The 22,784-nt window shown below is 54.5% G+C and carries 23 protein-coding genes; 10 read left to right on the top strand and 13 right to left on the bottom strand.

Features of this window, described 5'->3' with window-relative positions:
* From GO007_RS28655 to GO007_RS28645, 3 genes are all read left to right on the top strand, one after another.
* Positions 1–228: cytochrome b family protein (locus tag GO007_RS28655; protein ID WP_463351422.1), on the top strand; the 228-nt coding region annotated here is incomplete at its 5' end.
* Positions 225–1,154, top strand: a complete 930-nt coding sequence (gene fdhE / locus GO007_RS28650) for a formate dehydrogenase accessory protein FdhE (RefSeq protein WP_095105761.1) — start codon at positions 225–227, stop codon at positions 1,152–1,154. The genes GO007_RS28655 and fdhE, both read left to right, overlap by 4 nt.
* A 188-nt stretch (positions 1,155–1,342) precedes the next feature.
* Positions 1,343–2,263, top strand: coding sequence for an alpha/beta hydrolase (locus tag GO007_RS28645; protein ID WP_095105758.1), 921 nt, complete (start codon positions 1,343–1,345; stop codon positions 2,261–2,263).
* A gap of 15 nt (positions 2,264–2,278) precedes the next feature.
* Here GO007_RS28645 and fabY read toward each other — a convergent pair whose 3' ends face one another.
* The 5 genes from fabY to typA all read right to left on the bottom strand — a co-directional run bounded on the left by fabY (position 2,279) and on the right by typA (position 7,110).
* Entirely contained in the window at positions 2,279–3,220 is a 942-nt protein-coding gene (gene fabY / locus GO007_RS28640) for a fatty acid biosynthesis protein FabY (RefSeq protein ID WP_157349441.1), read from the bottom strand.
* Between the two features lie 44 nt (positions 3,221–3,264).
* The gene (gene dtd, locus GO007_RS28635) at positions 3,265–3,702 is read right to left on the bottom strand and encodes a D-aminoacyl-tRNA deacylase (protein WP_095105754.1); all 438 of its coding nucleotides are present in this window, start codon (positions 3,700–3,702) and stop codon (positions 3,265–3,267) included.
* Entirely contained in the window at positions 3,699–4,559 is an 861-nt protein-coding gene (locus GO007_RS28630) for a virulence factor BrkB family protein (protein WP_095105765.1), read from the bottom strand. Before GO007_RS28630 ends, dtd begins: the two co-directional genes overlap by 4 nt.
* A 2-nt stretch (positions 4,560–4,561) precedes the next feature.
* Positions 4,562–5,152 (bottom strand): glucose-1-phosphatase, encoded by a 591-nt coding sequence (gene yihX / locus GO007_RS28625; protein ID WP_095105751.1) that lies wholly within the window; start codon positions 5,150–5,152, stop codon positions 4,562–4,564.
* Positions 5,153–5,286: 134 nt separating this feature from the next.
* The gene (gene typA, locus GO007_RS28620; RefSeq protein ID WP_095105748.1) at positions 5,287–7,110 is read right to left on the bottom strand and encodes a ribosome-dependent GTPase TypA; all 1,824 of its coding nucleotides are present in this window, start codon (positions 7,108–7,110) and stop codon (positions 5,287–5,289) included.
* 379 nt (positions 7,111–7,489) lie between these two features.
* Here typA and glnA point away from each other — a divergent pair, with 379 nt between their 5' ends.
* The 3 genes from glnA (at position 7,490) to glnG (ending at position 11,554) form a co-directional block, all read left to right on the top strand.
* The gene (gene glnA / locus GO007_RS28615; RefSeq protein ID WP_045853701.1) at positions 7,490–8,899 is read left to right on the top strand and encodes a glutamate--ammonia ligase; all 1,410 of its coding nucleotides are present in this window, start codon (positions 7,490–7,492) and stop codon (positions 8,897–8,899) included.
* Positions 8,900–9,086: 187 nt separating this feature from the next.
* Positions 9,087–10,136: a nitrogen regulation protein NR(II) gene (gene glnL / locus GO007_RS28610; protein ID WP_095105745.1), complete on the top strand. Its 1,050-nt coding sequence runs from the start codon at positions 9,087–9,089 to the stop codon at positions 10,134–10,136.
* An 8-nt stretch (positions 10,137–10,144) separates the two neighbouring features.
* Positions 10,145–11,554 (top strand): nitrogen regulation protein NR(I), encoded by a 1,410-nt coding sequence (gene glnG / locus GO007_RS28605; protein WP_095105742.1) that lies wholly within the window; start codon positions 10,145–10,147, stop codon positions 11,552–11,554.
* 70 nt (positions 11,555–11,624) lie between these two features.
* On the opposite strand, the gene hemN is transcribed toward glnG, so the two are convergent.
* Both hemN and yihI read right to left on the bottom strand, forming a co-directional pair.
* Positions 11,625–12,998, bottom strand: a complete 1,374-nt coding sequence (gene hemN / locus GO007_RS28600) for an oxygen-independent coproporphyrinogen III oxidase (RefSeq protein WP_095105739.1) — start codon at positions 12,996–12,998, stop codon at positions 11,625–11,627.
* 188 nt (positions 12,999–13,186) lie between these two features.
* Positions 13,187–13,693 (bottom strand): Der GTPase-activating protein YihI, encoded by a 507-nt coding sequence (gene yihI, locus GO007_RS28595; protein WP_095105736.1) that lies wholly within the window; start codon positions 13,691–13,693, stop codon positions 13,187–13,189.
* Positions 13,694–14,277: 584 nt separating this feature from the next.
* Here yihI and yihA point away from each other — a divergent pair.
* A complete protein-coding gene (gene yihA, locus GO007_RS28590) occupies positions 14,278–14,910 on the top strand; it encodes a ribosome biogenesis GTP-binding protein YihA/YsxC (RefSeq protein ID WP_095105733.1) in 633 nt (210 codons plus the stop codon).
* 158 nt (positions 14,911–15,068) lie between these two features.
* Here the strand turns inward: yihA and spfP are convergent, their stop codons facing one another.
* Positions 15,069–15,116, bottom strand: a complete 48-nt coding sequence (gene spfP / locus GO007_RS29760; RefSeq protein ID WP_071892919.1) for a small protein SpfP — start codon at positions 15,114–15,116, stop codon at positions 15,069–15,071.
* Positions 15,117–15,281: 165 nt separating this feature from the next.
* The gene (polA, locus tag GO007_RS28585) at positions 15,282–18,068 is read right to left on the bottom strand and encodes a DNA polymerase I (RefSeq protein ID WP_095105730.1); all 2,787 of its coding nucleotides are present in this window, start codon (positions 18,066–18,068) and stop codon (positions 15,282–15,284) included.
* A gap of 395 nt (positions 18,069–18,463) precedes the next feature.
* On the opposite strand from polA, the gene GO007_RS28580 reads away from it, so the two are divergent.
* Positions 18,464–19,363 carry an acyltransferase gene (locus GO007_RS28580; protein WP_095105727.1) on the top strand — a complete coding sequence of 300 codons (900 nt, stop codon included), beginning with the start codon at positions 18,464–18,466 and terminating at the stop codon, positions 19,361–19,363.
* Between the two features lie 51 nt (positions 19,364–19,414).
* On the opposite strand, the gene dsbA is transcribed toward GO007_RS28580, so the two are convergent.
* From dsbA to GO007_RS28565, 3 genes are all read right to left on the bottom strand, one after another.
* Complete coding sequence (gene dsbA / locus GO007_RS28575) at positions 19,415–20,038, bottom strand: thiol:disulfide interchange protein DsbA (RefSeq protein WP_041143379.1); 624 nt, start codon at positions 20,036–20,038, stop codon at positions 19,415–19,417.
* A 27-nt stretch (positions 20,039–20,065) separates the two neighbouring features.
* Positions 20,066–21,052: a serine/threonine protein kinase gene (locus tag GO007_RS28570; RefSeq protein WP_095105725.1), complete on the bottom strand. Its 987-nt coding sequence runs from the start codon at positions 21,050–21,052 to the stop codon at positions 20,066–20,068.
* A 75-nt stretch (positions 21,053–21,127) separates the two neighbouring features.
* Positions 21,128–21,397 (bottom strand): YihD family protein, encoded by a 270-nt coding sequence (locus tag GO007_RS28565; RefSeq protein WP_045853708.1) that lies wholly within the window; start codon positions 21,395–21,397, stop codon positions 21,128–21,130.
* A 71-nt stretch (positions 21,398–21,468) separates the two neighbouring features.
* Between GO007_RS28565 and mobA the strand changes: the two genes are divergently transcribed.
* Complete coding sequence (gene mobA, locus GO007_RS28560; protein ID WP_095105724.1) at positions 21,469–22,050, top strand: molybdenum cofactor guanylyltransferase MobA; 582 nt, start codon at positions 21,469–21,471, stop codon at positions 22,048–22,050.
* On the top strand, positions 22,047–22,559 hold the full coding sequence (gene mobB / locus GO007_RS28555) for a molybdopterin-guanine dinucleotide biosynthesis protein MobB (protein ID WP_095105722.1): 513 nt from the start codon (positions 22,047–22,049) through the stop codon (positions 22,557–22,559). Before mobA ends, mobB begins: the two co-directional genes overlap by 4 nt.
* 12 nt (positions 22,560–22,571) lie before the next feature.
* Here mobB and GO007_RS29355 read toward each other — a convergent pair.
* Positions 22,572–22,784: hypothetical protein (locus tag GO007_RS29355; RefSeq protein WP_223261851.1), on the bottom strand; the 213-nt coding region annotated here is incomplete at its 5' end.

The raw sequence follows: 22,784 nt of genomic DNA, 5'->3' as shown, positions 1-22,784 counted from the left end.
TTTGCGCCTGCGTTCTCAATCCCGGTGATCCGATTTGCGTTAATGCTGCATTCATTTGCCGCAGTGGCGTTAATTGTGGTTATCATGGTGCATATCTACGCCGCCCTGTGGGTGAAAGGCACCATTACCGCGATGGTGGAAGGTTGGGTTACCAAAACATGGGCGAAGAAACATCACCCGCGCTGGTATCGCGAAGTTCGCCAGAAACAGGAAAAAAAGACTGAATGAGTATTCGCATAATCCCGCAAGATGAGCTGGGTTCGAGCGAGAAACGCACGGCGGAATATATTCCGCCGCTACTGTTCCCCAGGCTAAAAAATCTTTATAACCGCCGCGCTGAGCGCCTGCGCAAGCTGGCGGAAGACAATCCGCTGGGCGACTACCTGCGCTTTGCCGCGCTGATCGCTCACGCCCAGGAAGTGGTGCTGTACGACCATCCGCTGCAGATGGATTTGACGGCCCGCCTTAAAGCCGCGAATGATCAGGGCAAACCGCCGCTGGATATTCACGTCCTGCCGCGCGATAAGCACTGGCACAAGCTGCTGCATTCGCTTATCGCCGAGCTGAAGCCGGAAATGAGCGGCCCGGCGCTGGCGGTGATCGAAAACCTGGAAAAAGCGTCCGAACAGGAGCTTGAGCTGATGGCGAGCGCGCTTTTCGCGTCCGACTTTGCCTTAGTCAGTAGCGATAAAGCCCCGTTTATCTGGGCCGCGCTGTCGCTCTACTGGGCGCAGATGGCGAGCCTGATCCCCGGTAAAGCCCACGCCGAGTACGGCGAGCATCGCCAGCATTGTCCGGTTTGCGGCTCGATGCCGGTCTCCAGCATGGTACAAATCGGTACCACTCAGGGGCTGCGCTACCTGCACTGCAATCTGTGCGAAACCGAATGGCACGTCGTGCGCGTGAAGTGCAGCAACTGCGAACAGAGCCGCGATTTGCACTACTGGTCGCTGGATAACGAGCAGGCGGCTATCAAGGCTGAAAGCTGCGGCGACTGCGGGACTTACCTGAAGATTATGTATCAGGAAAAAGATCCCAACGTCGAAGCCGTTGCCGACGATCTTGCCTCACTGGTGCTGGATGCCCATATGGAGCAGGAAGGCTTCGCCAGAAGCTCTATCAACCCGTTTATGTTCCCGGGCGAAGGCGAGTAAAGTCCACCGTATTGCCGGGTAGCGCAGGTTGCCCGGCCTGTCCTCACGCCGCGTATCTCAAAGCCTCGCCGGAGTTAACCGCGCTCTTTTGCGCGCCATTTCCCCCGCACCTGCCCTGAATAATCCCGTGTTCATCTGCCATAAACCAGGCTATAAAGCTGTATATCCATACAGAAAAGGACAGACAAATGACGCTGGAAAAAGGCATTAACCGGCTGGTTGATGAGTTTATCGCGGCGGGCCGCCCCTCTTCGCGAGCGCAGAATATTGATGACCGGAGAGCGGGCTACGTGGCCAGTACGGTGCTGGCGGGAGAACCTGAAACCCGCGTGCAGGTCGAGGATATCGTGATAGAAGGAATGACCTTTCGCGTGATATCGCCGCAGGACGCCGTCGGCCTGCTCCCCACGGTTATTTACTATCACGGCGGCTGCTTTATCAGCGGCGGCTTCGCCACCCACGATCCGCAGCTTCGGCAGCTGGCGTATGAGAGCCGCTGCCGGGTCATCGCCGTGCAGTACCGGCTGGCACCCGAGCATACCTTCCCTGCCGCACATGATGATGCGCAGAACGGCGCCTTAATTATCCACCGCCATGCCGGGCGGCTGGGCGTAGATACCTCGCGCATCACGCTGGCCGGAGACAGCGCTGGCGGGCATCTGGCACTGGTTACCGCCCTGCGGCTGAAAACAACGGCAGAGTGGCGGCCCGCGCGGCTGATCCTGATTTACCCGATGCTGGACGCCACCGCCCGCTCGGCAAGCTACGTCAGCAACGGCGAAGATTACATCATTACCCGGGATACGCTGCTGAGCGGCTACGAGATGTATCTACCCTCGACCGACTTTGCCCATCCGGAGGCGAGCCCGCTGTGGCGAGAGGACTTCAACGGCCTGCCGCCGGTGCATATTATTACCGCAGAATACGACCCGCTGCGCGATGAGGGCGAAGCCTTATATCGCCGGCTGCTCCAGCAGAACGTCGAGTGCAGCGCTCAGCGCTACCTCGGGGTTATTCACGGCTTCTTTCAGCTTGGGGGGATCAGTCCGGCGGCGCGAGATGCTATGCGGGATATCGCCTGGCGAAGCGGTTCACCAGGCGCCGCATAAGGTAAGAGGGGCGGGCTACTCTTCTTCGTTGCCGCCCTCTTCGTACGAGCCAAACGGCTTCGCGGGCAGAACGATATAAATGCCTTCAAAAACGGCACCCTGATTCTCATCGCCAAACAGCTCCACCTGAAGCTGTACCCGCGCTTTACGGCCGCGGGCCAGGCGGTCAAGATCGCCGCTTAAGGACCCCAGGTCCGCAACCGCGCTCGGGCGGCCGCTAATCGGCTGGCTGTAGCGGATATGCGCGTCGGCAAGGATAATCGTTCCGCCCAGGTGCCGCTCGCGCAGCATCAGCCAGATAAGCCCCCAGCCGGTGAGGGTCGCGAGGGAAAACAGGCTTCCGGCAAACAGCGTGTGGTGCGGATTCTGGTTGCCCGCTTCAGGCATGGTGGTGATGAATTTTTTCCCGGTGTACTGCTGGATGCGCACGCCCATTTTTTCGCTGAGCGGAATGTGCTGATACCAGGCCTGTTGCAGCTGTCCGCACCAGTCACCGCGGTGAAGAATATCGTCCAGCGAGGCAATCGGCTTGATCATCAGAAAATGGCGAATCGGCGTGGTGGTTGGCGTGGTTATCTCGCCCTGGTTAACGAACCCCAGCTTGGCAAAGAAATCCACCGCATCCTCGCGGGCGCTGCAGGTCACCCGCTTCACGCCTTCCTGGCGCGCCACGGACTCCAGGGTCATCGCCATTAACGTCCCGAGCCCTTTATCCTGTACGGAAGGGTGCACCGCCATAAAGCGAATGGAGGCTTCATTTTCAGCGTTAACGTACAGCCGCCCTACGGCAACCAAATTTCCGTCTTCATCCACCACCATCTGGTGATGCGCCATGGCATCCCAGGCATCGCGTTCCGACCCTTTTGGCTGATGCAGCGGTTTACGCAGCATCTCCCAGCGGAACTGATAGTAGCTCTCTAACTCTTCTTCTGTTTGCGGTACACGAAGGTGATACATAGCTGTACTCTCTTTTGTTACCCGCAGCCGGCCCGGAAGCTGACTCATACCTGTAACCAGAAAGTTACAGGACCATCATTGACCAGCGAGACCTGCATATCCGCAGCGAATCTTCCGGTCTGTGTGTGCATTTCCTGCTGCCGACAGCGCGCGACGAAATACTCATACAGGGCCTCAGCGGCATCGGGCGCGGCGCCTTTTGAGAAGCCCGGACGCATGCCGCGCTCGGTATCCGCAGCCAGCGTAAACTGTGAGACGACCAGCACGCTGCCGCCAGCCTGCTGGACGTTGAGGTTCATTTTGCCTTCCGCATCGCTAAAGATGCGGTAGCCCAACACGCGTTCACAGAGGCGGTTCGCCTTCTGCTCATCGTCATCTTTCTCGACCCCTAACAGCACCAGAAGCCCCGGGCCGATTTCACCCGTCACCTCGCCCTCCACGGTAACGCTTGCACGGGATACGCGTTGAATTAATGCAATCATAGTTGTTCTGTTTCTTCTTTTTTTAGTTTGCGGTATTCCCCGAGAGTGACAGTAATTTCAGCCCCAAGCAAGACGATACACCACGTCCAGTACACCCAAACAAACAAAATGGGCACGACGGCTATCACGCCATAAATCAGCTGGTACGACGGAAACGCGGTGATATACAGGGCAAACGCTTTTTTACCGGCCTCAAACAGCAGCGCGGCCACCAGCGATCCTATCACCGCGTCGCGGTTTCGCACCTGCGTCGTCGGGACAATGCTGTAAAGCAGCCAAAACGCCGCCCACGATAAAATCAGCGGGAAGATGCGCAGCACGTCATCAATGACGCTATTGAGCTCGCTGGCCCAGCGCAGCGACAACAGGTATGAGCTGATCGCCAGGCTCGCCCCCGCCAGTAAAGGTCCGAGGGTAAGGATCATCCAGTAGACCGCAAAAGAGTAGATTTTTGGCCGGGCGCGCGCGCTGCGCCATATGGTATTCAGCGCGCTATCGATCGAATACATCAGCAGCAGCGACGTCACGATCAGCCCGCAGGCGCCGACCGCCGTCATTCGGCTGGAGTTAGCAACAAACTGCTCGATATAGCGCTGAATGACATCCCCCGTCGCCGGGATAAAGTTGGCAAAGATAAAGTGGCGTATCTGCCCGCTCACTTCGGAAAACATGGGAAAGGCGGAGAAAAGCGCGAACACCACGGCAATCAGCGGCACCAGCGCGAGTAACGACACATAGGCAAGATTTCCCGCCAGTGTCGTCATATTGTCTTCATCAATCCGGTGCCACAGCAGCTTTAGCCAGGCCAGCAGCGGCCGGCACCGGTGCTTCGCTTTTTGATGAACGGTTTTTAACATAATCATTGCGCAAAGTAGTCGGGGATGGTCTCCTTTCCGGTCACCAAAATGCTGGTTATTCCCAACCGGTTCGCACCCGCGATATTCTCGGCGTTATCGTCAAAGAAGACCGTATCTGCAGCGGAAAAACCCTCCTCCTGCAGGACGCTTTGGTAGATCCGCTCCTCAGGCTTACGCATCCCCATCTCCTGCGAAAGATAGATACGATCGGCCGCGGCGCGCACCTGCGGATATTCATCTGGCCAGAAAGTGGTGTGCAGGCGGTTGGTATTCGACAGCACGACGACGCGGTGTCCCTGCTCGCGTAGTTTTTGCATAATCGCGATGACCTCCGGGCGGAGAGCCACAAATACAGCCTGCCAGCCGTGGGAAAACTGCTCATAGCTCAGCGCCATATTCATCTCATGGCACATCGCTTCAGCGAAGGCTTCGTCGCTGATTTCACCGCGCTCGTGCTGGCGAAACGCCTCACCCATGGTGAAGTGCTGCTTCAGCGTCGCCAGCGGAATGCGGCTTAAATCACTCCACGTTCCGAGTACCCGGTTGAAGTCGATGTCGACAATCACATTACCTAAATCAAAGATATAGAGCATGGCCCTCTCCTTTTGCACCGTGGAAAATTAACTGTAGCGGGAAAGGCGGGGTTTGACTATGAGGTGAGCGCTTTGCGCCCAAAAAAGAAACCCCGCCATAAAGGCGGGGTTGGGGCATCAACAGGCAGCGAGAATTAGTCTTCTTTCGCACCGCGCATTGCGCGTTTACGATCGTTCTCGGTCAGGTGACGTTTACGAATACGTACGGAAGCAGGGGTCACTTCTACCAGTTCGTCGTCATCAATGAACTCAAGAGCTTGTTCCAGAGTCATTTTGATCGGCGGAACCAGAACCGTTGCTTCGTCAGTACCGGACGCACGCATGTTGGTCAGTTTCTTACCGGTCAGGCAGTTTACGGTCAGGTCGTTAGAACGACTGTGAATACCGATGATCTGGCCTTCGTAAACTTCAGCACCGTGGCCCAGGAACAGCTTGCCGCGGTCCTGCAGGCTGAACAGTGCGAACGCAACTGCTTTACCCTGACCGTTGGAGATCAGTACGCCGTTCTGACGCTGGCCAACATCGCCCGCACGAACATCATCGTAGTGGCTGAAGGTGGAGTACAGCAGACCGGTACCGGAGGTCATGGTCATGAACTCAGAACGGAAGCCAATCAGGCCACGGCTTGGGATCACGTAGTCGAGACGTACGCGGCCTTTGCCATCTGGATTCATGTTTTTCAGGTCGCCTTTACGCTCACCCAGAGCCTGCATCACAGAACCCTGATGCTGCTCTTCAACGTCCAGCGTTACGTTTTCGAACGGCTCTTGTTTGCGGCCGTCGATTTCGCGGAAGATAACTTTCGGACGGGAAACCGCCATTTCGAAACCTTCACGACGCATGTTCTCGATAAGAACGGACAGGTGCAGTTCGCCACGGCCAGAAACGCGGAATGCGTCGGCATCCGGAGTTTCTTCAACGCGCAGCGCTACGTTGTGTACCAGCTCTTTGTTCAGGCGATCGAGGATCTGGCGAGAAGTAACGTACTTACCTTCTTTACCACAGAACGGAGAGGTGTTAACGCAGAAGAACATAGATACGGTCGGTTCATCAACGGACAGCGGCGGCAGCGCTTCGACGTTCTGCGGATCGCAGATGGTGTCGGAGATGTTCAGCTCGCCCAGACCGGTGATCGCAATGATATCGCCAGCTTCCGCGACGTCAGTCTCGATACGTTCCAGACCGAGGTGGCCCAGGACTTTACCGACTTTACCGTTACGGGTTTTGCCTTCGCTATCAATGATCGTGATCTGCTGGTTCGGCTTCACTTTACCGCGTTTGATGCGACCGATGCCGATTACGCCAACGTAGTTGTTGTAATCAAGCTGGGAGATCTGCATCTGCAGCGGGCCATCAATATCAACGTCCGGAGCCGGTACGCGATCGATGATGGTCTGATACAGCGGAGTCATGTCTTCAGCCATATCTTCGTGGTCCAGACCCGCGATACCGTTCAGCGCAGATGCGTAAACGATAGGGAAGTCCAGCTGCTCATCAGTTGCGTCGAGGTTAACGAACAGATCGAAGACCTGATCGACAACCCAGTCAGGGCGCGCGCCCGGACGGTCAACTTTGTTGATGACCACGATCGGCTTCAGGCCGTGGGCAAAGGCTTTCTTGGTGACGAAGCGCGTTTGCGGCATTGGGCCGTCAAAGGCATCAACCACCAGCAGCACAGAATCAACCATGGACATAACACGCTCAACTTCACCTCCGAAGTCGGCGTGCCCAGGGGTATCAACGATGTTGATACGGTAATCATTCCATTTGATTGCGGTGTTTTTCGCGAGGATGGTAATCCCACGCTCTTTCTCCAAATCGTTGGAGTCCATCACACGCTCTTGTGTTTCGGCACGTGCATCGAACGTACCGGATTGCTGGAGCAGCTTGTCGACCAGGGTAGTTTTACCATGGTCAACGTGCGCGATGATGGCGATGTTACGCAGATTTTCGATCACAAACTTTGCCTCAGGCATTAGAAATAGCGCGTTATTGTACACGTAATAAGCGAAGGACTGAACAGGATCACAAACATCCTCCGCAAACAAGTATTGCAGAGTTTCTTTGTGATCGCTTTCACGGAGCGATAAAAGGGCACCGTAACAAAAAGTGCACCAAAATGGTGCTCAATGTTCACACTGAGGCACTATTTTGGTGCATTATTCCTATCATGGTGCAGTTCTTTTGCACTATGGTGCGCATGATACAGCGTTTTACATAGCATTTAAAAGTTGGCACAGATTTCGCTTTATCTATTTTAAGGCAACAACGCCACTTTAAGTAGTAAAAAAGTTTTCGTTACCACGACGACAATGACCAATCCGGGAGAGTTTAAGTATGTCCGCTGAACACGTTTTGACGATGCTGAACGAGCACGAAGTGAAGTTTGTCGATCTGCGCTTCACCGATACCAAAGGTAAAGAACAGCACGTCACGATTCCTTCTCATCAGGTTAATGCCGAATTCTTCGAAGAAGGCAAAATGTTTGATGGCTCCTCGATTGGTGGCTGGAAAGGTATTAACGAATCTGACATGGTTCTGATGCCGGATGCGACCACCGCGCTGATCGACCCGTTCTATGAAGAACCTACGCTGATCATCCGCTGCGATATCCTGGAACCAGGCACCCTGCAGGGCTACGATCGTGACCCGCGCTCCATCGCTAAACGCGCTGAAGAGTACCTGCGTTCTACCGGCCTGGCAGACACCGTACTCTTCGGGCCAGAGCCAGAGTTCTTCCTGTTCGATGACGTTCGCTTTGGCGCTTCTATCTCCGGTTCCCACGTGGCTATCGACGATATCGAAGGCGCATGGAACTCCTCCACCAAATATGAAGGTGGCAACAAAGGTCACCGTCCTGGCGTGAAAGGCGGTTACTTCCCGGTTCCGCCGGTTGACTCCTCTCAGGACATCCGTTCTACCATGTGTATGATCCTGGAAGAGATGGGCCTGGTTGTTGAAGCTCACCACCACGAAGTCGCGACTGCTGGTCAGAACGAAATCGCTACCCGCTTCAACACCATGACCAAAAAAGCGGACGAAATTCAGATCTACAAATACGTTGTGCACAACGTTGCTCATCGCTTCGGTAAAACAGCGACCTTTATGCCAAAACCAATGTTTGGCGATAACGGTTCCGGTATGCACTGCCATATGTCCCTGTCCAAGAACGGCGTAAACCTGTTCTCTGGCGACAAATATGCTGGCCTGTCTGAGCAAGCGCTGTTCTACATCGGTGGCGTCATCAAACACGCCAAAGCGATTAACGCCTTGGCTAACCCGACCACCAACTCCTACAAGCGTCTGGTCCCGGGTTACGAAGCGCCGGTTATGCTGGCTTACTCTGCCCGTAACCGTTCCGCCTCTATCCGTATTCCGGTGGTCACCTCTCCGAAAGCGCGTCGTATCGAAGTGCGCTTCCCGGACCCGGCCGCCAACCCGTACCTGTGCTTCGCTGCGCTGCTGATGGCTGGTCTTGACGGTATCAAGAACAAAATCCATCCGGGCGAAGCGATGGACAAAAACCTGTATGACCTGCCGCCGGAAGAAGCGAAAGAGATCCCACAGGTTGCTGGCTCTCTGGAAGAAGCACTGAACGCGCTGGACGCTGACCGTGAGTTCCTGACCGCAGGTGGCGTATTCACCAACGACGCTATCGATGCCTACATCGCCCTGCGTATTGAAGAAAACGACCGCGTACGCATGACTCCGCACCCGGTTGAGTTCGAGCTGTACTACAGCGTCTAATTTTGCTGTAAATCCTCGGTATTCCGTGTTGTGGCGTGGGATACCAAGGATATTTTGTTGCCGTGGAAACTTTCAGCCCATCTCAGGATGGGCTTTTTTCTCCACCAACATGCTGATCTTATGCGCTTTTTAATTATAAAAAGCTATACTGCACTAAAATAGTGCACTCTTTTCAGGAGACTGTCAGATGGCAACAGGCACTCAGCCCGATGCTGGGCAGATCCTTAACTCTTTAATCAACAGCATCTTATTGGTCGATGACGACCTGGCGGTGCATTACGCGAACCCGGCGGCGCAGCAGCTGCTGGCGCAAAGTTCACGTAAGCTATACGGCACGCCACTCCCCGAGCTGTTGAGCTACTTTTCGCTGAATATCGGTCTGATGCAGGAGAGCCTGCTGGCGGGCCAGGGCTTTACCGACAACGAAGTCACCCTGGTGATCGATGGCCGCTCGCATATTCTGTCCTTAACCGCACAGCGTCTGCCGGAAGGGCAAATCCTGCTGGAGATGGCGCCAATGGATAACCAGCGGCGTCTGAGCCAGGAGCAGCTACAGCACGCGCAGCAGATCGCGGCGCGTGATTTAGTCCGCGGCCTGGCCCACGAGATTAAGAACCCTTTGGGCGGCCTGCGGGGCGCAGCGCAGCTGCTGAGCAAGGCGCTACCCGATCCGGCGCTGATGGAATACACCAACGTCATCATTGAGCAGGCCGACCGCTTAAGAAATCTGGTCGATCGCCTGCTGGGACCGCAGCATCCCGGAATGCACGTTACCGAAAGCATCCATAAAGTCGCTGAGCGGGTGGTGAAGCTGGTTTCGATGGAGCTGCCGGATAACGTCAAGCTTACCCGTGATTACGACCCTAGCCTGCCGGAGCTGGCGCACGACCCGGACCAAATCGAACAGGTCCTGCTGAATATCGTACGCAATGCGCTGCAGGCGCTGGGGCCAGAAGGCGGCGAAATTATTCTGCGTACCCGTACCGCCTTCCAGCTAACGCTGCATGGCGTACGCTACCGTCTCGCTGCGCGCATCGACGTTGAAGACAACGGCCCGGGAATTCCGTCCCATTTACAGGATACGCTGTTTTATCCCATGGTCAGCGGTCGCGAAGGCGGTACCGGTTTGGGGCTTTCCATTGCCCGCAGTCTCATCGATCGACACTCCGGCAAAATTGAATTTACCAGTTGGCCAGGGCATACCGAATTCTCGGTGTTCCTGCCTATTCGGAAGTAGAGGTGTTTATGCAACGAGGGATAGCCTGGATCGTTGATGACGATAGCTCCATCCGTTGGGTGCTTGAACGCGCGCTCACCGGGGCAGGCTTGAGTTGTACAACGTTTGAAAGCGGCAACGAGGTGCTTGATGCACTCACCACCAAAACCCCGGATGTACTGCTGTCTGATATTCGGATGCCGGGGATGGATGGGCTGGCGCTGCTGAAACAAATTAAGCAACGCCATCCGATGCTTCCGGTCATCATAATGACCGCGCATTCGGATCTGGATGCCGCAGTAAGCGCCTATCAGCAGGGGGCTTTTGATTATCTGCCGAAACCTTTTGATATCGATGAAGCCGTGGCGCTGGTTGACCGCGCCATCAGCCACTATCAGGAGCAGCAGCAGCCGAGAAATGCGCCGATAAACAGCCCAACGGCCGATATCATCGGCGAAGCGCCGGCGATGCAGGACGTTTTTCGCATTATCGGCCGCCTGTCGCGTTCTTCCATTAGCGTGCTGATCAACGGTGAATCCGGTACCGGTAAGGAGCTGGTCGCCCACGCCCTGCACCGCCACAGCCCGCGGGCAAAGGCGCCGTTTATCGCGCTGAATATGGCCGCAATTCCAAAAGATTTGATCGAGTCCGAGCTGTTCGGCCATGAGAAAGGAGCGTTTACCGGCGCCAACACCGTACGCCAGGGCCGTTTTGAGCAGGCCGATGGCGGCACGCTGTTCCTCGATGAAATTGGCGATATGCCGCTGGACGTGCAGACGCGCCTGCTGCGCGTGCTGGCCGACGGTCAGTTCTATCGCGTTGGCGGCTATGCGCCGGTGAAGGTGGATGTCAGGATCATTGCCGCTACCCACCAAAACCTCGAGCAGCGCGTTCAGGAGGGTAAATTCCGTGAGGACTTATTCCACCGTCTGAACGTGATACGCGTCCATCTGCCGCCGCTGCGCGAGCGCCGGGAGGATATTCCGCGCCTGGCTCGCCACTTCCTGCAGGTTGCGGCTCGCGAACTTGGCGTTGAGGCTAAGCTGCTGCATCCGGAAACGGAAACGGCGCTAACCCGTTTGGCCTGGCCGGGTAACGTACGTCAGCTCGAAAATACCTGCCGCTGGCTGACGGTGATGGCCGCAGGTCAGGAAGTTCTGACCCAGGATCTTCCCAGCGAGCTGTTTGAAACCTCGGTACCGGACAGCCCAACGCATATACAGCCGGATAGCTGGGCGACGCTGCTGGGACAATGGGCCGATCGCGCCCTGCGATCCGGTCATCAAAACCTGCTCTCTGAGGCTCAGCCGGAAATGGAGCGGACTCTGCTGACCACCGCCCTGCGCCATACGCAGGGACACAAGCAGGAGGCTGCACGCCTGCTGGGATGGGGACGAAACACGCTTACCCGCAAGCTGAAAGAGCTGGGAATGGAGTAACAAGGTTCGCGCTGGCCGCCCGGCCAGCCGTTTTACCAACCCGGCAGGCCATGCGCCGCCGGGGTTTCGCTTAAATCACCCGTGAGAACTGCTGTATCCGCGCTTTCTGGCGCAGATAGGCATCAAAGCACATGCAGACGTTGCGGATCAGCAGCCGGCCTTTCGGCGTCACCTGAATCCCCTTTTCATCGACATCCACCAGCCCATCTTTCGCCAGCGGTTCGAGCAGCTGCAGATCTTCGGCAAAATAATGCCGACAATCGACATCCCACTGCGCGGTGACGGCAGAAAAATCGAGACGGAAATTACAGATCAGCGATTTGATGACGTCCCGGCGAATGCAGTCATCTCGGGTCAGCGCAATACCGCGCCACAGGCCGTTCCCGATGTCATCAACCTGCTGATAGTATTGCTTCAGCTCTTTCTGGTTCTGCGCGTAGCAGTCGCCGATCATGCTGATTGCAGAAACGCCCATCCCCAGCAGGTCGGTGTCGCCCTGCGTGGTGTAGCCCTGGAAGTTGCGATGCAGGACGCCTTCACGTTGGGCAATCGCCAGCTCGTCATCCGGACGCGCAAAATGATCCATACCGATAAACTGATAGCCGGCATCGGTGAGCGAGCCGATCGTCTCCTGCAGGATATCCAGCTTCTGTTCCGCCGTAGGCAGGTCCGCATCTTTGATTTTACGCTGCGCGGCAAAGAGCGTTGGCAGATGCGCATAGTTGAATACGCTCAGGCGATCGGGATTGAGTTCGGCCACCTTCTGCAGCGTAAAGGCAAAACTTTCTGGCGTTTGCTTCGGCAGGCCATAAATCAAATCGATATTGGTAGAGGTAAACCCAATGTCACGCGCATGGTTGAGCAGAGCAAAGATAAACTCTTCATCCTGCTCGCGGTTCACCAGACGCTGCACCTCTTTATTGAAGTCCTGCACGCCCATACTCAGGCGATTGAAGCCCTCAGCGCGCAGGTGATCCAGCACATCCAGCTCAATTTCCCGCGGATCGACTTCAATTGAAATCTCGGCATCGGCAATAAAACGGAAGTGGGTGCGCAGCAAATTCATCAGCCGGCTGATTTGTTCTTTATTCAGATAGGTTGGCGTTCCGCCGCCCCAGTGCAGCTGATGCACCTGGCGCCCGGTAAAAAGCGGGGCCCGATGAATAATTTCCTGCTCGAGCACGTCCAGGTACTGGTCAGCCTTATGCTGCTGGCGAGTAACAATTTTATTGCAGCCGCAGAAATAGCAGAGCTTATGGCAAAACGGGATATGCACGTACAGCGATAGCGGGCGCTGCGGATAGCGGGCCACCGCCTCGTCGAACTCAGCGGCGCCAAATTCTGGAGAAAACTCCAGTGCGGTGGGGTACGAGGTATAACGGGGCCCGGAATAGTTATATTTTTGGATCAGGGCCAGATCCCAGTCGATTAACTGCACAGACATGCTCACTCCTTCCGATGGTGCCGCCGGCGGGTACGCCGCCCCGGCCCAACCGCACTTCGGGTAATGAGCCGGTTGCGCAGCCATTTCTGACGCCGCGACAACCGTCGTAGTTTAGCGAATAACCACAGCAGATAACACATAACCAGAAGGGTTATAAGCAGGACCGGGAATCCGACTGAGTGCAAACGTTAGTTTCCACCCTTCAGAAGGCGCATCATATCTTCCTTGCGCTCTTCTTCTTCCTCATCTTCATCATCGTCGTAGGAGAGGCCGAGCTGCTGCATAAGCTCATCAATGCGATCGAGCTTGGCATCAACCCAGGTCTGCTCTTCAGCATTCAGGGAACCACCCTCTTCCAGACGTTCCAGCAGCGCGTCCAGGCGCTCATCGTTTTCCAGCAAATCCAGCTCAGCCTGCGGTGAAAGCATAGGTTTCTCGCTCTTCGGTTTGTGCTGCTTAGTAGCCGGGGTGCTCTCGGTCACGCCCAGCGGAATCGGTTTTTTACTACCAATACGCGGATCTTGCTGCTGACCTGCTTTTTTGCCAGCCGAAGAGGCTTCTCCGCCGGTGGCGCGACTTCCTGCCGTATGACCGCGATGCTTCTTCTGACGCTTGCGATCGCGGGATTCCTGATTCACTTCTTCACGCGTCTTACGCTGTGTTTTACCACGGGATACAGCTGTAGGTTTTTTCATTGTGTGTAATCTTCAGATCGTTTTCTTCAGTATAGAATTGAGGCGGAATCTAGCAGAAAGCAAGCAAAGAAAAAAGGCGACAGATTACTCTGTCGCCTTTTTCCTCACGAACAACCCTTAAAGGGTTTCCACTTTCCATGTTAGCTAACGACAAACCCTGTCTTTCCCTTAGCTAATGTTACATCCCTTTCCCTTTGAAAACGTCTCCAGACGCCCGTCATCCTGACAATCCCTGGTCTTCGCCTCCTGGCACTCCCTGACTGCTCATCCTGAGCCATAATCCTGTTGGCATCCTCGCCTTGACCACTACTTTACCGGGTTAAAGGAAACCTACAACCAGGCACGGTGTAAAAAAGCAATTTTCAGAATTTTCTTCAAGAGTTAATACATTGATAAACAACGATTTTAACTGTTACTTAACTACTCTTTCTCATGGATTTCGCATATCACGAATGGTCAATGTCTTACAAAGAATAGGGTTTTAACCTACAGCGGCCTTAATTCACGGGATGCGGTAAAAACAGTCTTTTTCTGCTGTTCAGGTATAATCCCCGCCATAGCCTTATTTAACGGAGACGACAGTCTTGACCAACTGGAATTATCAACAGACGCATTTTGTCACCAGCGCACCGGATATCCGCCATCTTCCTTCCGATACCGGAATCGAAGTGGCGTTTGCCGGCCGCTCAAATGCCGGGAAATCCAGCGCCCTGAATACGCTGACGAATCAGAAAAGCCTCGCGCGTACCTCAAAAACGCCGGGACGAACCCAGCTAATTAACCTGTTCGAAGTTGCCGACGGCAAACGCCTGGTCGATTTACCAGGCTACGGCTACGCTCAGGTCCCTGAGGAGATGAAGATAAAATGGCAGCGGGCGCTGGGTGAATACCTCGAAAAACGCCTGTGTCTGAAAGGACTGGTCATTTTGATGGATATCCGCCATCCGCTGAAAGACCTCGACCAGCAGATGATCGAATGGGCCGTAGAAAGCGATATCCAGGTGCTGGTGCTGCTCACTAAGTCCGATAAGCTGGCCAGCGGAGCCCGCAAAGCGCAGCTCAATATGGTGCGTGAAGCGGTACTCGCCTTTAACGGCGATGTGCAGGTTGAGGCGTTCTCTTCGCTGAAGAAAACAGGCGTCGATAAACTGCGTCAGAAGCTCGATAGCTGGTTTAACGAAATCCCGCCTCAGGAAGAGATCGAAGACGGGGAGTAATCTCCGCCAGACTCCCCGGATAACGGCGCGTAGCGCCTTATTCGGGCGACAAAATCAGGCCAACTCTCACCATCCCGATCGAGAACCGGTCGAGAAAAACTTTTCTTTCGCGCAATAAAAAACGCCCCGGTCATAAATGACCGGGGCGGCTAAAATATTCAGCCAAATCCGATTACGTGAAGTAAAAGGTCTGAAAGATAGAACATCTTACCTCTGTACCCTACGTCATTAACTCTACTCTTCTTTCAGTTATGGAGAAAGCACTTTTTGTAGTTTTTTTTCACTCTTTACATAGCAAATTCGAATGATCGTCACAAAACGCTATAAGTTATGTTGCTTACTTACAGAAAAAGGCTCTCTCCACGAAACGCTTAGTGCGCTTGATCCCAGTTTTCTCCGCTACCCACTTCCACCAGCAGCGGTACCGCCAGCGTGGTGCTGTTTTCCATTAATTCATGGACCTTTTTCGCCACGCTATCGAGGTCATCTTTATGCACTTCAAAGACCAGTTCATCGTGCACCTGCATGATCATCCGCACCCGCGGCTTCTCGGCCAGCAGCCACTCGTCCACGGCAATCATCGCCCGTTTAATGATATCCGCCGCCGTACCCTGCATTGGCGCGTTGATTGCCGCTCGCTCGGCGCCTGCACGACGCGCGCCGTTGCTGGATTTGATGTCCGGAAGATAGAGCCGACGACCGTCCAGAGTTTCAACATATCCCTGCTCTTTAGCCTGCGAGCGGGTGCGCTCCATATACTCCAGCACGCCCGGATAGCGTTCGAAGTAGAGATCCATATACTTCTGCGCTTCTCTGCGCGGAATATTGAGCTGGCGCGCGAGGCCGAAAGCGCTCATGCCGTAGATCAAACCAAAGTTGATCGCTTTAGCGCTACGACGCTGCTCGCCGCTGACGCTCTCCAGCGGCAGGCCAAATACCTCAGCCGCCGTCGCCCGGTGGATATCTTTCCCCTCAGCAAAAGCGGTCAGCAGGCCGTTATCACGAGATAAATGGGCCATAATGCGCAATTCAATCTGCGAGTAGTCGGCAGAGACGATGAGATAATCTTGCGGCGCGATAAACGCCTGACGAATGCGTCGCCCTTCCTCGTTACGCACCGGTATATTTTGCAGGTTAGGGTCCGTTGAAGAGAGACGCCCGGTGGCGGTGACGGCCTGGTGATAAGAAGTATGGACCCGGCCGGTTTTGGGGTTAATCATCAGCGGCAGCTTATCGGTATACGTCGACTTCAGCTTGGCCAGCCCGCGGTACTCAAGAATCACCTTCGGCAGCGGATAGTCCAGCGCCAGCTCTTCCAGCACCTCTTCCGAAGTCGATGGCGCGCCGCCCGGGGTTTTCTTCAGCGGTTTAATACCCTGCTTTTCAAACAGAATTGTTTGCAGCTGTTTCGGCGAGGAGAGATTGAACTCTTCCCCGGCGATCTCATAGGCCTTCTGCTCCAGCTCAATCAGGCGCTTAGCGAGCTCCTGAGAATGGGCGTGCAGCACCGCCGGATCAATTTTTACCCCATTGCGCTCAACGCGGGATAACACCGGTACCAGCGGCATTTCGATATTTTTAAATACGTGCAGCGGCCCTTCGTGCTGCTGCAGCTTCGGCCACATCTTCAGGTGCAGCTGCAGAGTGACGTCGGCATCTTCAGCCGCATAGCGTCCCGCTTCTTCCAACGCAATCTGGTTAAACGTAAGCTGGTTCTTTCCTTTGCCGGCAATCTCTTCGAAGGTGATGGTTTTATGTTTTAGCCAGCGATCGGAGAGGCTGTCCATATCATGACGCCCCGCCACGCTATCAAGGATGTAGGACTCCAGCATCGTATCAAAGGCAATGCCGCGAAGTTCAATGTCATAGTTAGCCAAAATCCCGCGGTCATACTTCAGGTTTTGCCCAACTTTGAGGAGGCTGTTATCTTCCAGCAGCGGCTTGAGCAGCTCAAGCACGCGATCGCGCGGGATCTGATCCGGCGCATCGAGATAATCATGCGCAACCGGTACATAGGCCGCGACGCCGGGTTCGATAGCGAACGACAGGCCGACCATATTGGCAGAGATGTTATCCAGGCTGTCCGTTTCCGTATCGAAAGCAAACAGCGGCGCTTTCTTCAGCTTCTCAATCCACGCCGTCAGCGTCTCTTCATCGAGAATCGTGACGTAGTTTTCGGCAGACAGCGTTGATGCAGCTTCAGCAGGCTCTTCTTCAGCCACCGCAGCTTGCGTTGGTTTTGCCGCCGGTTTACTCCCTTTTGCCTGCATCCATTTGCCGGACTCCACGTCGGTTATCCAGCGCTTGAATTCATATTTTTTAAACAGCGTCAGCAGATCGTCCGCCGCCGGCTCCAGCACCAGCAGTTCTTCACAGCTCAGATCCAGCTCCACATCTGTTTTAATGGTTGCCAGCTGGTAAGAGAGGTACGCCACCTCTTTATTCTGTTCCAGCTTCGCCGCCATCGTTTTGGCGCCACGGAAGCTCAGGCCAGCGATTTTTTCCGCTTCGGCATACAGCGTATCAAGGCCGCCTAATCCCTGTAGCAGGGCCTGGGCGGTTTTCTCTCCGACGCCCGGAACGCCTGGAATATTATCCGAGGAGTCGCCCATCAGGGCGAGGAAGTCGATGATCAGCTCAGGCGGAACGCCGTACTTCGTCACCACTTCATCCGGGCCGAGGATCGTATTCGTCATGGTATTAATCAGGGTGATACCCGGAGTGACCAGCTGAGCCATGTCCTTATCGCCGGTACTGATCAATACCGGACGACCCGCTTTTTCAGCCTCACGCGCCAGGGTGCCAATCACATCGTCAGCCTCCACGCCCGGTACCGCCATCAGCGGCAGGCCCATGGCTTTCACCATCGTGTGCAGCGGCTCAATCTGCGCGCGCAGATCGTCGGGCATCGGCGGACGGTGGGATTTGTAGTGCTCAAACAGTTCGTCACGGAAAGTTTTTCCTTTGGCATCAAACACCACCACGGCATGGGTGGGCTGGTACTGCAGGATCAGGCTTCGCAGCATATTCAGCACGCCGTACATTGCGCCGGTCGGCTCGCCTGCGCTGTTGGTCAGCGGCGGGAATGCGTGATACGCCCGGTAAAGGTAAGAGGAGCCGTCAACGAGGATGAGGGGGTTTTCAGGGATCTGAACCATAATTTCCGTGCCTGTTTATCAGATTATGGATAAAGGATGCCACAGACAGGCATGAAAACCTGAATTTTTCCCACATTTCGCCGAAAAGATTCATCGATCCGGTCGATCGTGCGGTGAGGCTATCTGTGGATAAGTTTGTGCATAGTTTTAGACTGGTAGCCAGAGCGTCGGTAAAACAGCACGTATCATTATAATTAGTGTTTATTTATCATAATGTTATATATGTATTATTGATTTAAAACCGTAGCGATGACTCAATGCTCCATGTGGATATAAGATCCGCGTATTTTTCTATTCTCGTTAGACCCATCATTTGCTGCGTTTTCTGATAAAATCAGGCTCTTGCGCTGTTTAATCGCGCTCTTTCTCAGCCTAACTTTCTGAATAAAATAACTATGTCGAGATTACTCGTTGCGATAACGCTTCCTCTGAGTATCGCTCTTACCATCTTAGTCACCATTATTTGTTCCGTACCGATAATCATCGCCGGACTGATTAAACTGCTGCTGCCGATCCCTGCGGTATGGCGGGCTATATCTCATTTTTGCAATTTCATGATGTACTGCTGGTGCGAAGGGCTGGCGCTGCTGCTGTACCTCAATCCGAGGCTGAAGTGGGACGTGCAGGGTCTTGAAGGGCTGAATAAAAAAAACTGGTATCTGCTCATTAGCAACCATCATAGCTGGGCAGATATCGTGGTGCTCTGCGTTCTGTTCCGCAAGCATATACCGATGAACAAATATTTCCTCAAGCAGCAGTTAGCCTGGGTGCCCTTTATCGGTCTTGCATGCTGGGCGTTGGATATGCCCTTTATGCGTCGCTACTCGCGAGGCTATTTAATTCGCCACCCGGAGCGCCGCGGCAAAGATGTTGAAACGACCCGTCGCTCCTGCGAGAAATTCCGCGCTTACCCAACGACCATCGTTAACTTCGTAGAAGGGTCGCGTTTCACCGAGGAAAAGCAGCACCAGACCCGTTCGCCTTACGCCAATTTATTGCCCCCAAAGGCGGCGGGCATTGCGATGGCGCTAAACGTACTGGGTAGTCAGTTCGATAAGCTGCTGGACGTGACGTTATGCTATCCACAGAATAACCGGCGCCCCTTTTACGATATGCTCTGCGGCCGCCTCACGCGTATCGTGGTCCGCGTTAATCTGATGCCCGTTGCGCAAGAGCTGCACGGTGATTACGTGAATGATAAAAACTTTAAACGTCGTTTTCAGCGGTGGCTGAACGAGTTATGGCAAGAAAAAGACGGTCGGCTGACGGAAATGCTGCGACGGCAGGAAAAGTAATCTTATTGAGCCCGAAAGCAACAACGCCGGTCAGTGACCGGCGTTATTTTTTTATTTCTTCTCAACCAGCTGCTTAACGGTATCAGCATACTGGGCGACAAATGCGTCCATATTGCTGGTATCCATCCCCTGCGGGTTCAGCTGATATTTACCATTAACATACATCGCCGGCACGCCCTGCAGCTGCAGGTCAGCAGCCGCTTTTTCCTGCTGAGCAACCAGCGATTTCACCACGAAGCTGTTCCAGGCCGCATCGTAATCTTCACCCTTCACGCCGGCGTCAACGAAGACTTTACGAATATCGGCAACGGTCTGCACGGTTTGCGTTTTCTGTACCGCTTCAAACATCGGCACGGTGATCCGATCTTCAACGCCCAGCGCCATGGCCACCGCCCACGCCTGAGTTAAATCTTTGCCCAGCGGGCCAAGGAACTCAACGTGATATTTGGTCATTTTGACGCCTTCCGGCAGCTTTTTCTTCACGTTGTCAGAAACGTGCAGCACTTCTTCAAACTGATAGCAGTGCGGGCAGTAGAACGAGAAGAATTCGAGCACCTGAGGCTCGCCTGCAACCGGCTTCTCGAGGGTAATGTACTGCTTGCCGTCGGTTATCTGGGCAGCGGATGCACTAAAAGCCAGAATCATACCAGCCAGCGCCAGCCAAATTTTTTTCATTTTTAACTCTCTCCTGGAAATATCAGATTAATACATTGGCGTTAACTGAAGAGGGGGTTCCTGTAGAACCTTCACCTGCTCAAGAAAAGTTTTGCTCTGCCCGCGCCAGTAGTCTTCCTCGGTCAGCCATGGGAAGTTGATAGGGAAGGCAGGATCGTCCCAGCGTCTGAGCAACCACGCAAGGTAGTAAACTAAGCGCATGGCGCGTAAAGGTTCAATTAGGGCAATTTCGTCGGTGTTAAACGGGCTGAATTCTTCATAAGCTTCAACGATCGTCTCCAGCTGCATGCGCTGCTCGGCTTTATCGCCGTTCAGCAGCATCCAGAGATCCTGGATGGCGGGACCATTACGGGCATCATCCAGATCGACAAAAAGCGGGCCATCGCGCCAGAGAATATTTCCGGCGTGGCAGTCACCATGCAGGCGCAGGATCCTGGCACCACCGTCCCACTTCGCCGTGACCGCATCGATCAGCTTATCAGCGGCAGCAAGAAAACGTCCCTTCAGGCCGGCTGGTATCAGCGTTGATTGCTCAAAGACCGCGCGCGGCTCGAGTAAATATTCCTTAATGCCGATCTCTGGTCGGGCAACAAAGAGCTGCTTGCGCCCGGTTTGATGCAGGCGGCCAAGAAAACGCCCTACCCATTCCATCTGATCGAGGTTATCCGCTTCAAACTGACGCCCGCCCAGGCTTGGGAAAACGGCAAAGAAGAAGCCCTGGTGCTGATGAAGCGAGCGACCGTTGAAGAGCAGCGGCGCGGCGACGGGCACCTCATCCTGCTCTAGCTGGAGGGTAAACTGGTGTTCTTCGAGGATCTGTTCGGCAGACCAACGCTCAGGACGATAGAACTTCACCACATAGCGGCGGCGATCTTCGTCCTGAAACTGGTAAACGCGGTTTTCATAGCTATTCAGCGGGGTGAGACCTGAGTCTACCCGCATCCCCAGATCAAACAGGCCATCAATGATGGTATCCGGGTGAAGCGTCTGAAAATTGAAAGCCTTATCGTGCATCCTGACATCCGATAATCGTACGAATAGTTCAGGATATCATCTCATAACTCATTCTGCGGTCGCACTTACAACCTTTTACTCTTTAATCACGCCGCGAGCGCGCAGCAGGGCCGTTTTGAAATCTTCTTCATAATCTTTCTTAATCCCCGGAATAACGGCTTCTTTTGTAGAGTCACGCATCTTCAGGTGGTAAATAAGAATATCGTCAGAAAGATCGGCAAGTTCCCCCTTGTAACCGGCCTCTTTCGCCAGTTTCTGCAGGAATTGAATCAGATTCAGTTCCGGCTCTTTTTGCCAGGCTGGCTGGAGGAGTTCAATAACTTCATTCAGACGTTTACATTTCATGGTCATGCTCCTTACTCTTGATAGGCACAAGTTAACAGGGTCAATCCCACAATGAAAGAGGCGATATTTATATGCAAGGCGAGGCAATAACCGGCGTCGTGCTGGCCGGCGGAAAAGCCACGCGGATGGGCGGAGTGGATAAAGGACTGCAGCCGCTAAACGGGCAACCGCTATGGCGCTATGTTACAGGTGCGCTGGAACCGCAGGTGACGAGTCTGGCGATCAGCGCTAACCGTAATCTGGAAATCTGGCGAGCGACGGGTTACCCAATCTATACCGATAGCCTTAACGATTTTCCCGGGCCGCTGGCCGGTATGCTGTCGGTGATGCAGCAGATAGAGTGTCCCTGGTTTGCGTTTTGCCCCTGCGACACGCCGTTTATCCCCCCGTTTCTGGTTGAACGTTTGATGCAGCAGAAACAAGCATCCCCGGTGGTCTGGGCGCACGACGGGGAGCGGGATCATCCCGCTATAGCCCTGATGCATCGCCAGCTGATACCACAGCTTGAGGCCTATCTGGCGGCCGGCGAGCGACGGGTGATGGTCTTTATGCGTCAGGCAGGAGGGCATAGCGTCGATTTTAGTGACGTAAAGTCTGCGTTTATTAATATGAATACCCTTGCTGATTTGCAGAATATTCAGGAGCCTTCATGATCCCTGTATTGGCCATTTCGGCCTGGAGCGGAACCGGTAAAACAACCTTATTAAAGCAGCTGATCCCTGCATTATGCGCCGAGGGGTTGCGTCCTGGTTTGATAAAGCATACCCATCACGATATGGATGTCGATAAGCCCGGGAAAGACAGCTATGAGCTGCGTAAAGCAGGCGCCGCGCAAACCATTGTCGCCAGTACTCAGCGCTGGGCGCTGATGACTGAAACCCCGGATCAAGAAGAAGTGGACCTGCCGTGGCTGGTTAGCCGGATGGATGCCGCAAAGCTGGATATCGTGCTGGTAGAGGGTTTTAAGCATGAACCTGTGGCGAAGATCGTACTTTTTCGGCAAAACGGCGGGCATCATGTTGAGGATCTTATTCTGGATAAATACGTTATTGCCGTGGCCAGCGATGCTCCGGTTACGACATCTTTACCCCAGCTGGATTTAAACAATATTTCGCAGATAGCGGCATTCATTGTGCGCTGGTTAGAAGAAGAACGAGGGTGATGGCAGCAAGGTTTAGTCGCGGATCGCGGCGCGTAGCGCTGCGGTACACCGTTTTTCCTGAACCGCAGACAACAAAAAAACCCCATGCCTGCGCATGAGGTTTCTTCGCCTGTCTGATGCCTGGCCGTTGTATGCCGGGCCTCCTGCCCGCCACCCTCCGGGCTGCACGGCGTGCTGTGCAAATTCGTTCCCGACGAATTTGTCCTCCTCAGGAGTGCGCTTACC

Origin of the sequence: Klebsiella sp. 10-1, from assembly GCF_009758445.1 — a bacterium.
Classification (GTDB): Bacteria; Pseudomonadota; Gammaproteobacteria; order Enterobacterales; family Enterobacteriaceae; genus Klebsiella; species Klebsiella scottii.
This window is presented reverse-complemented; position numbering and strand designations above follow the sequence as displayed.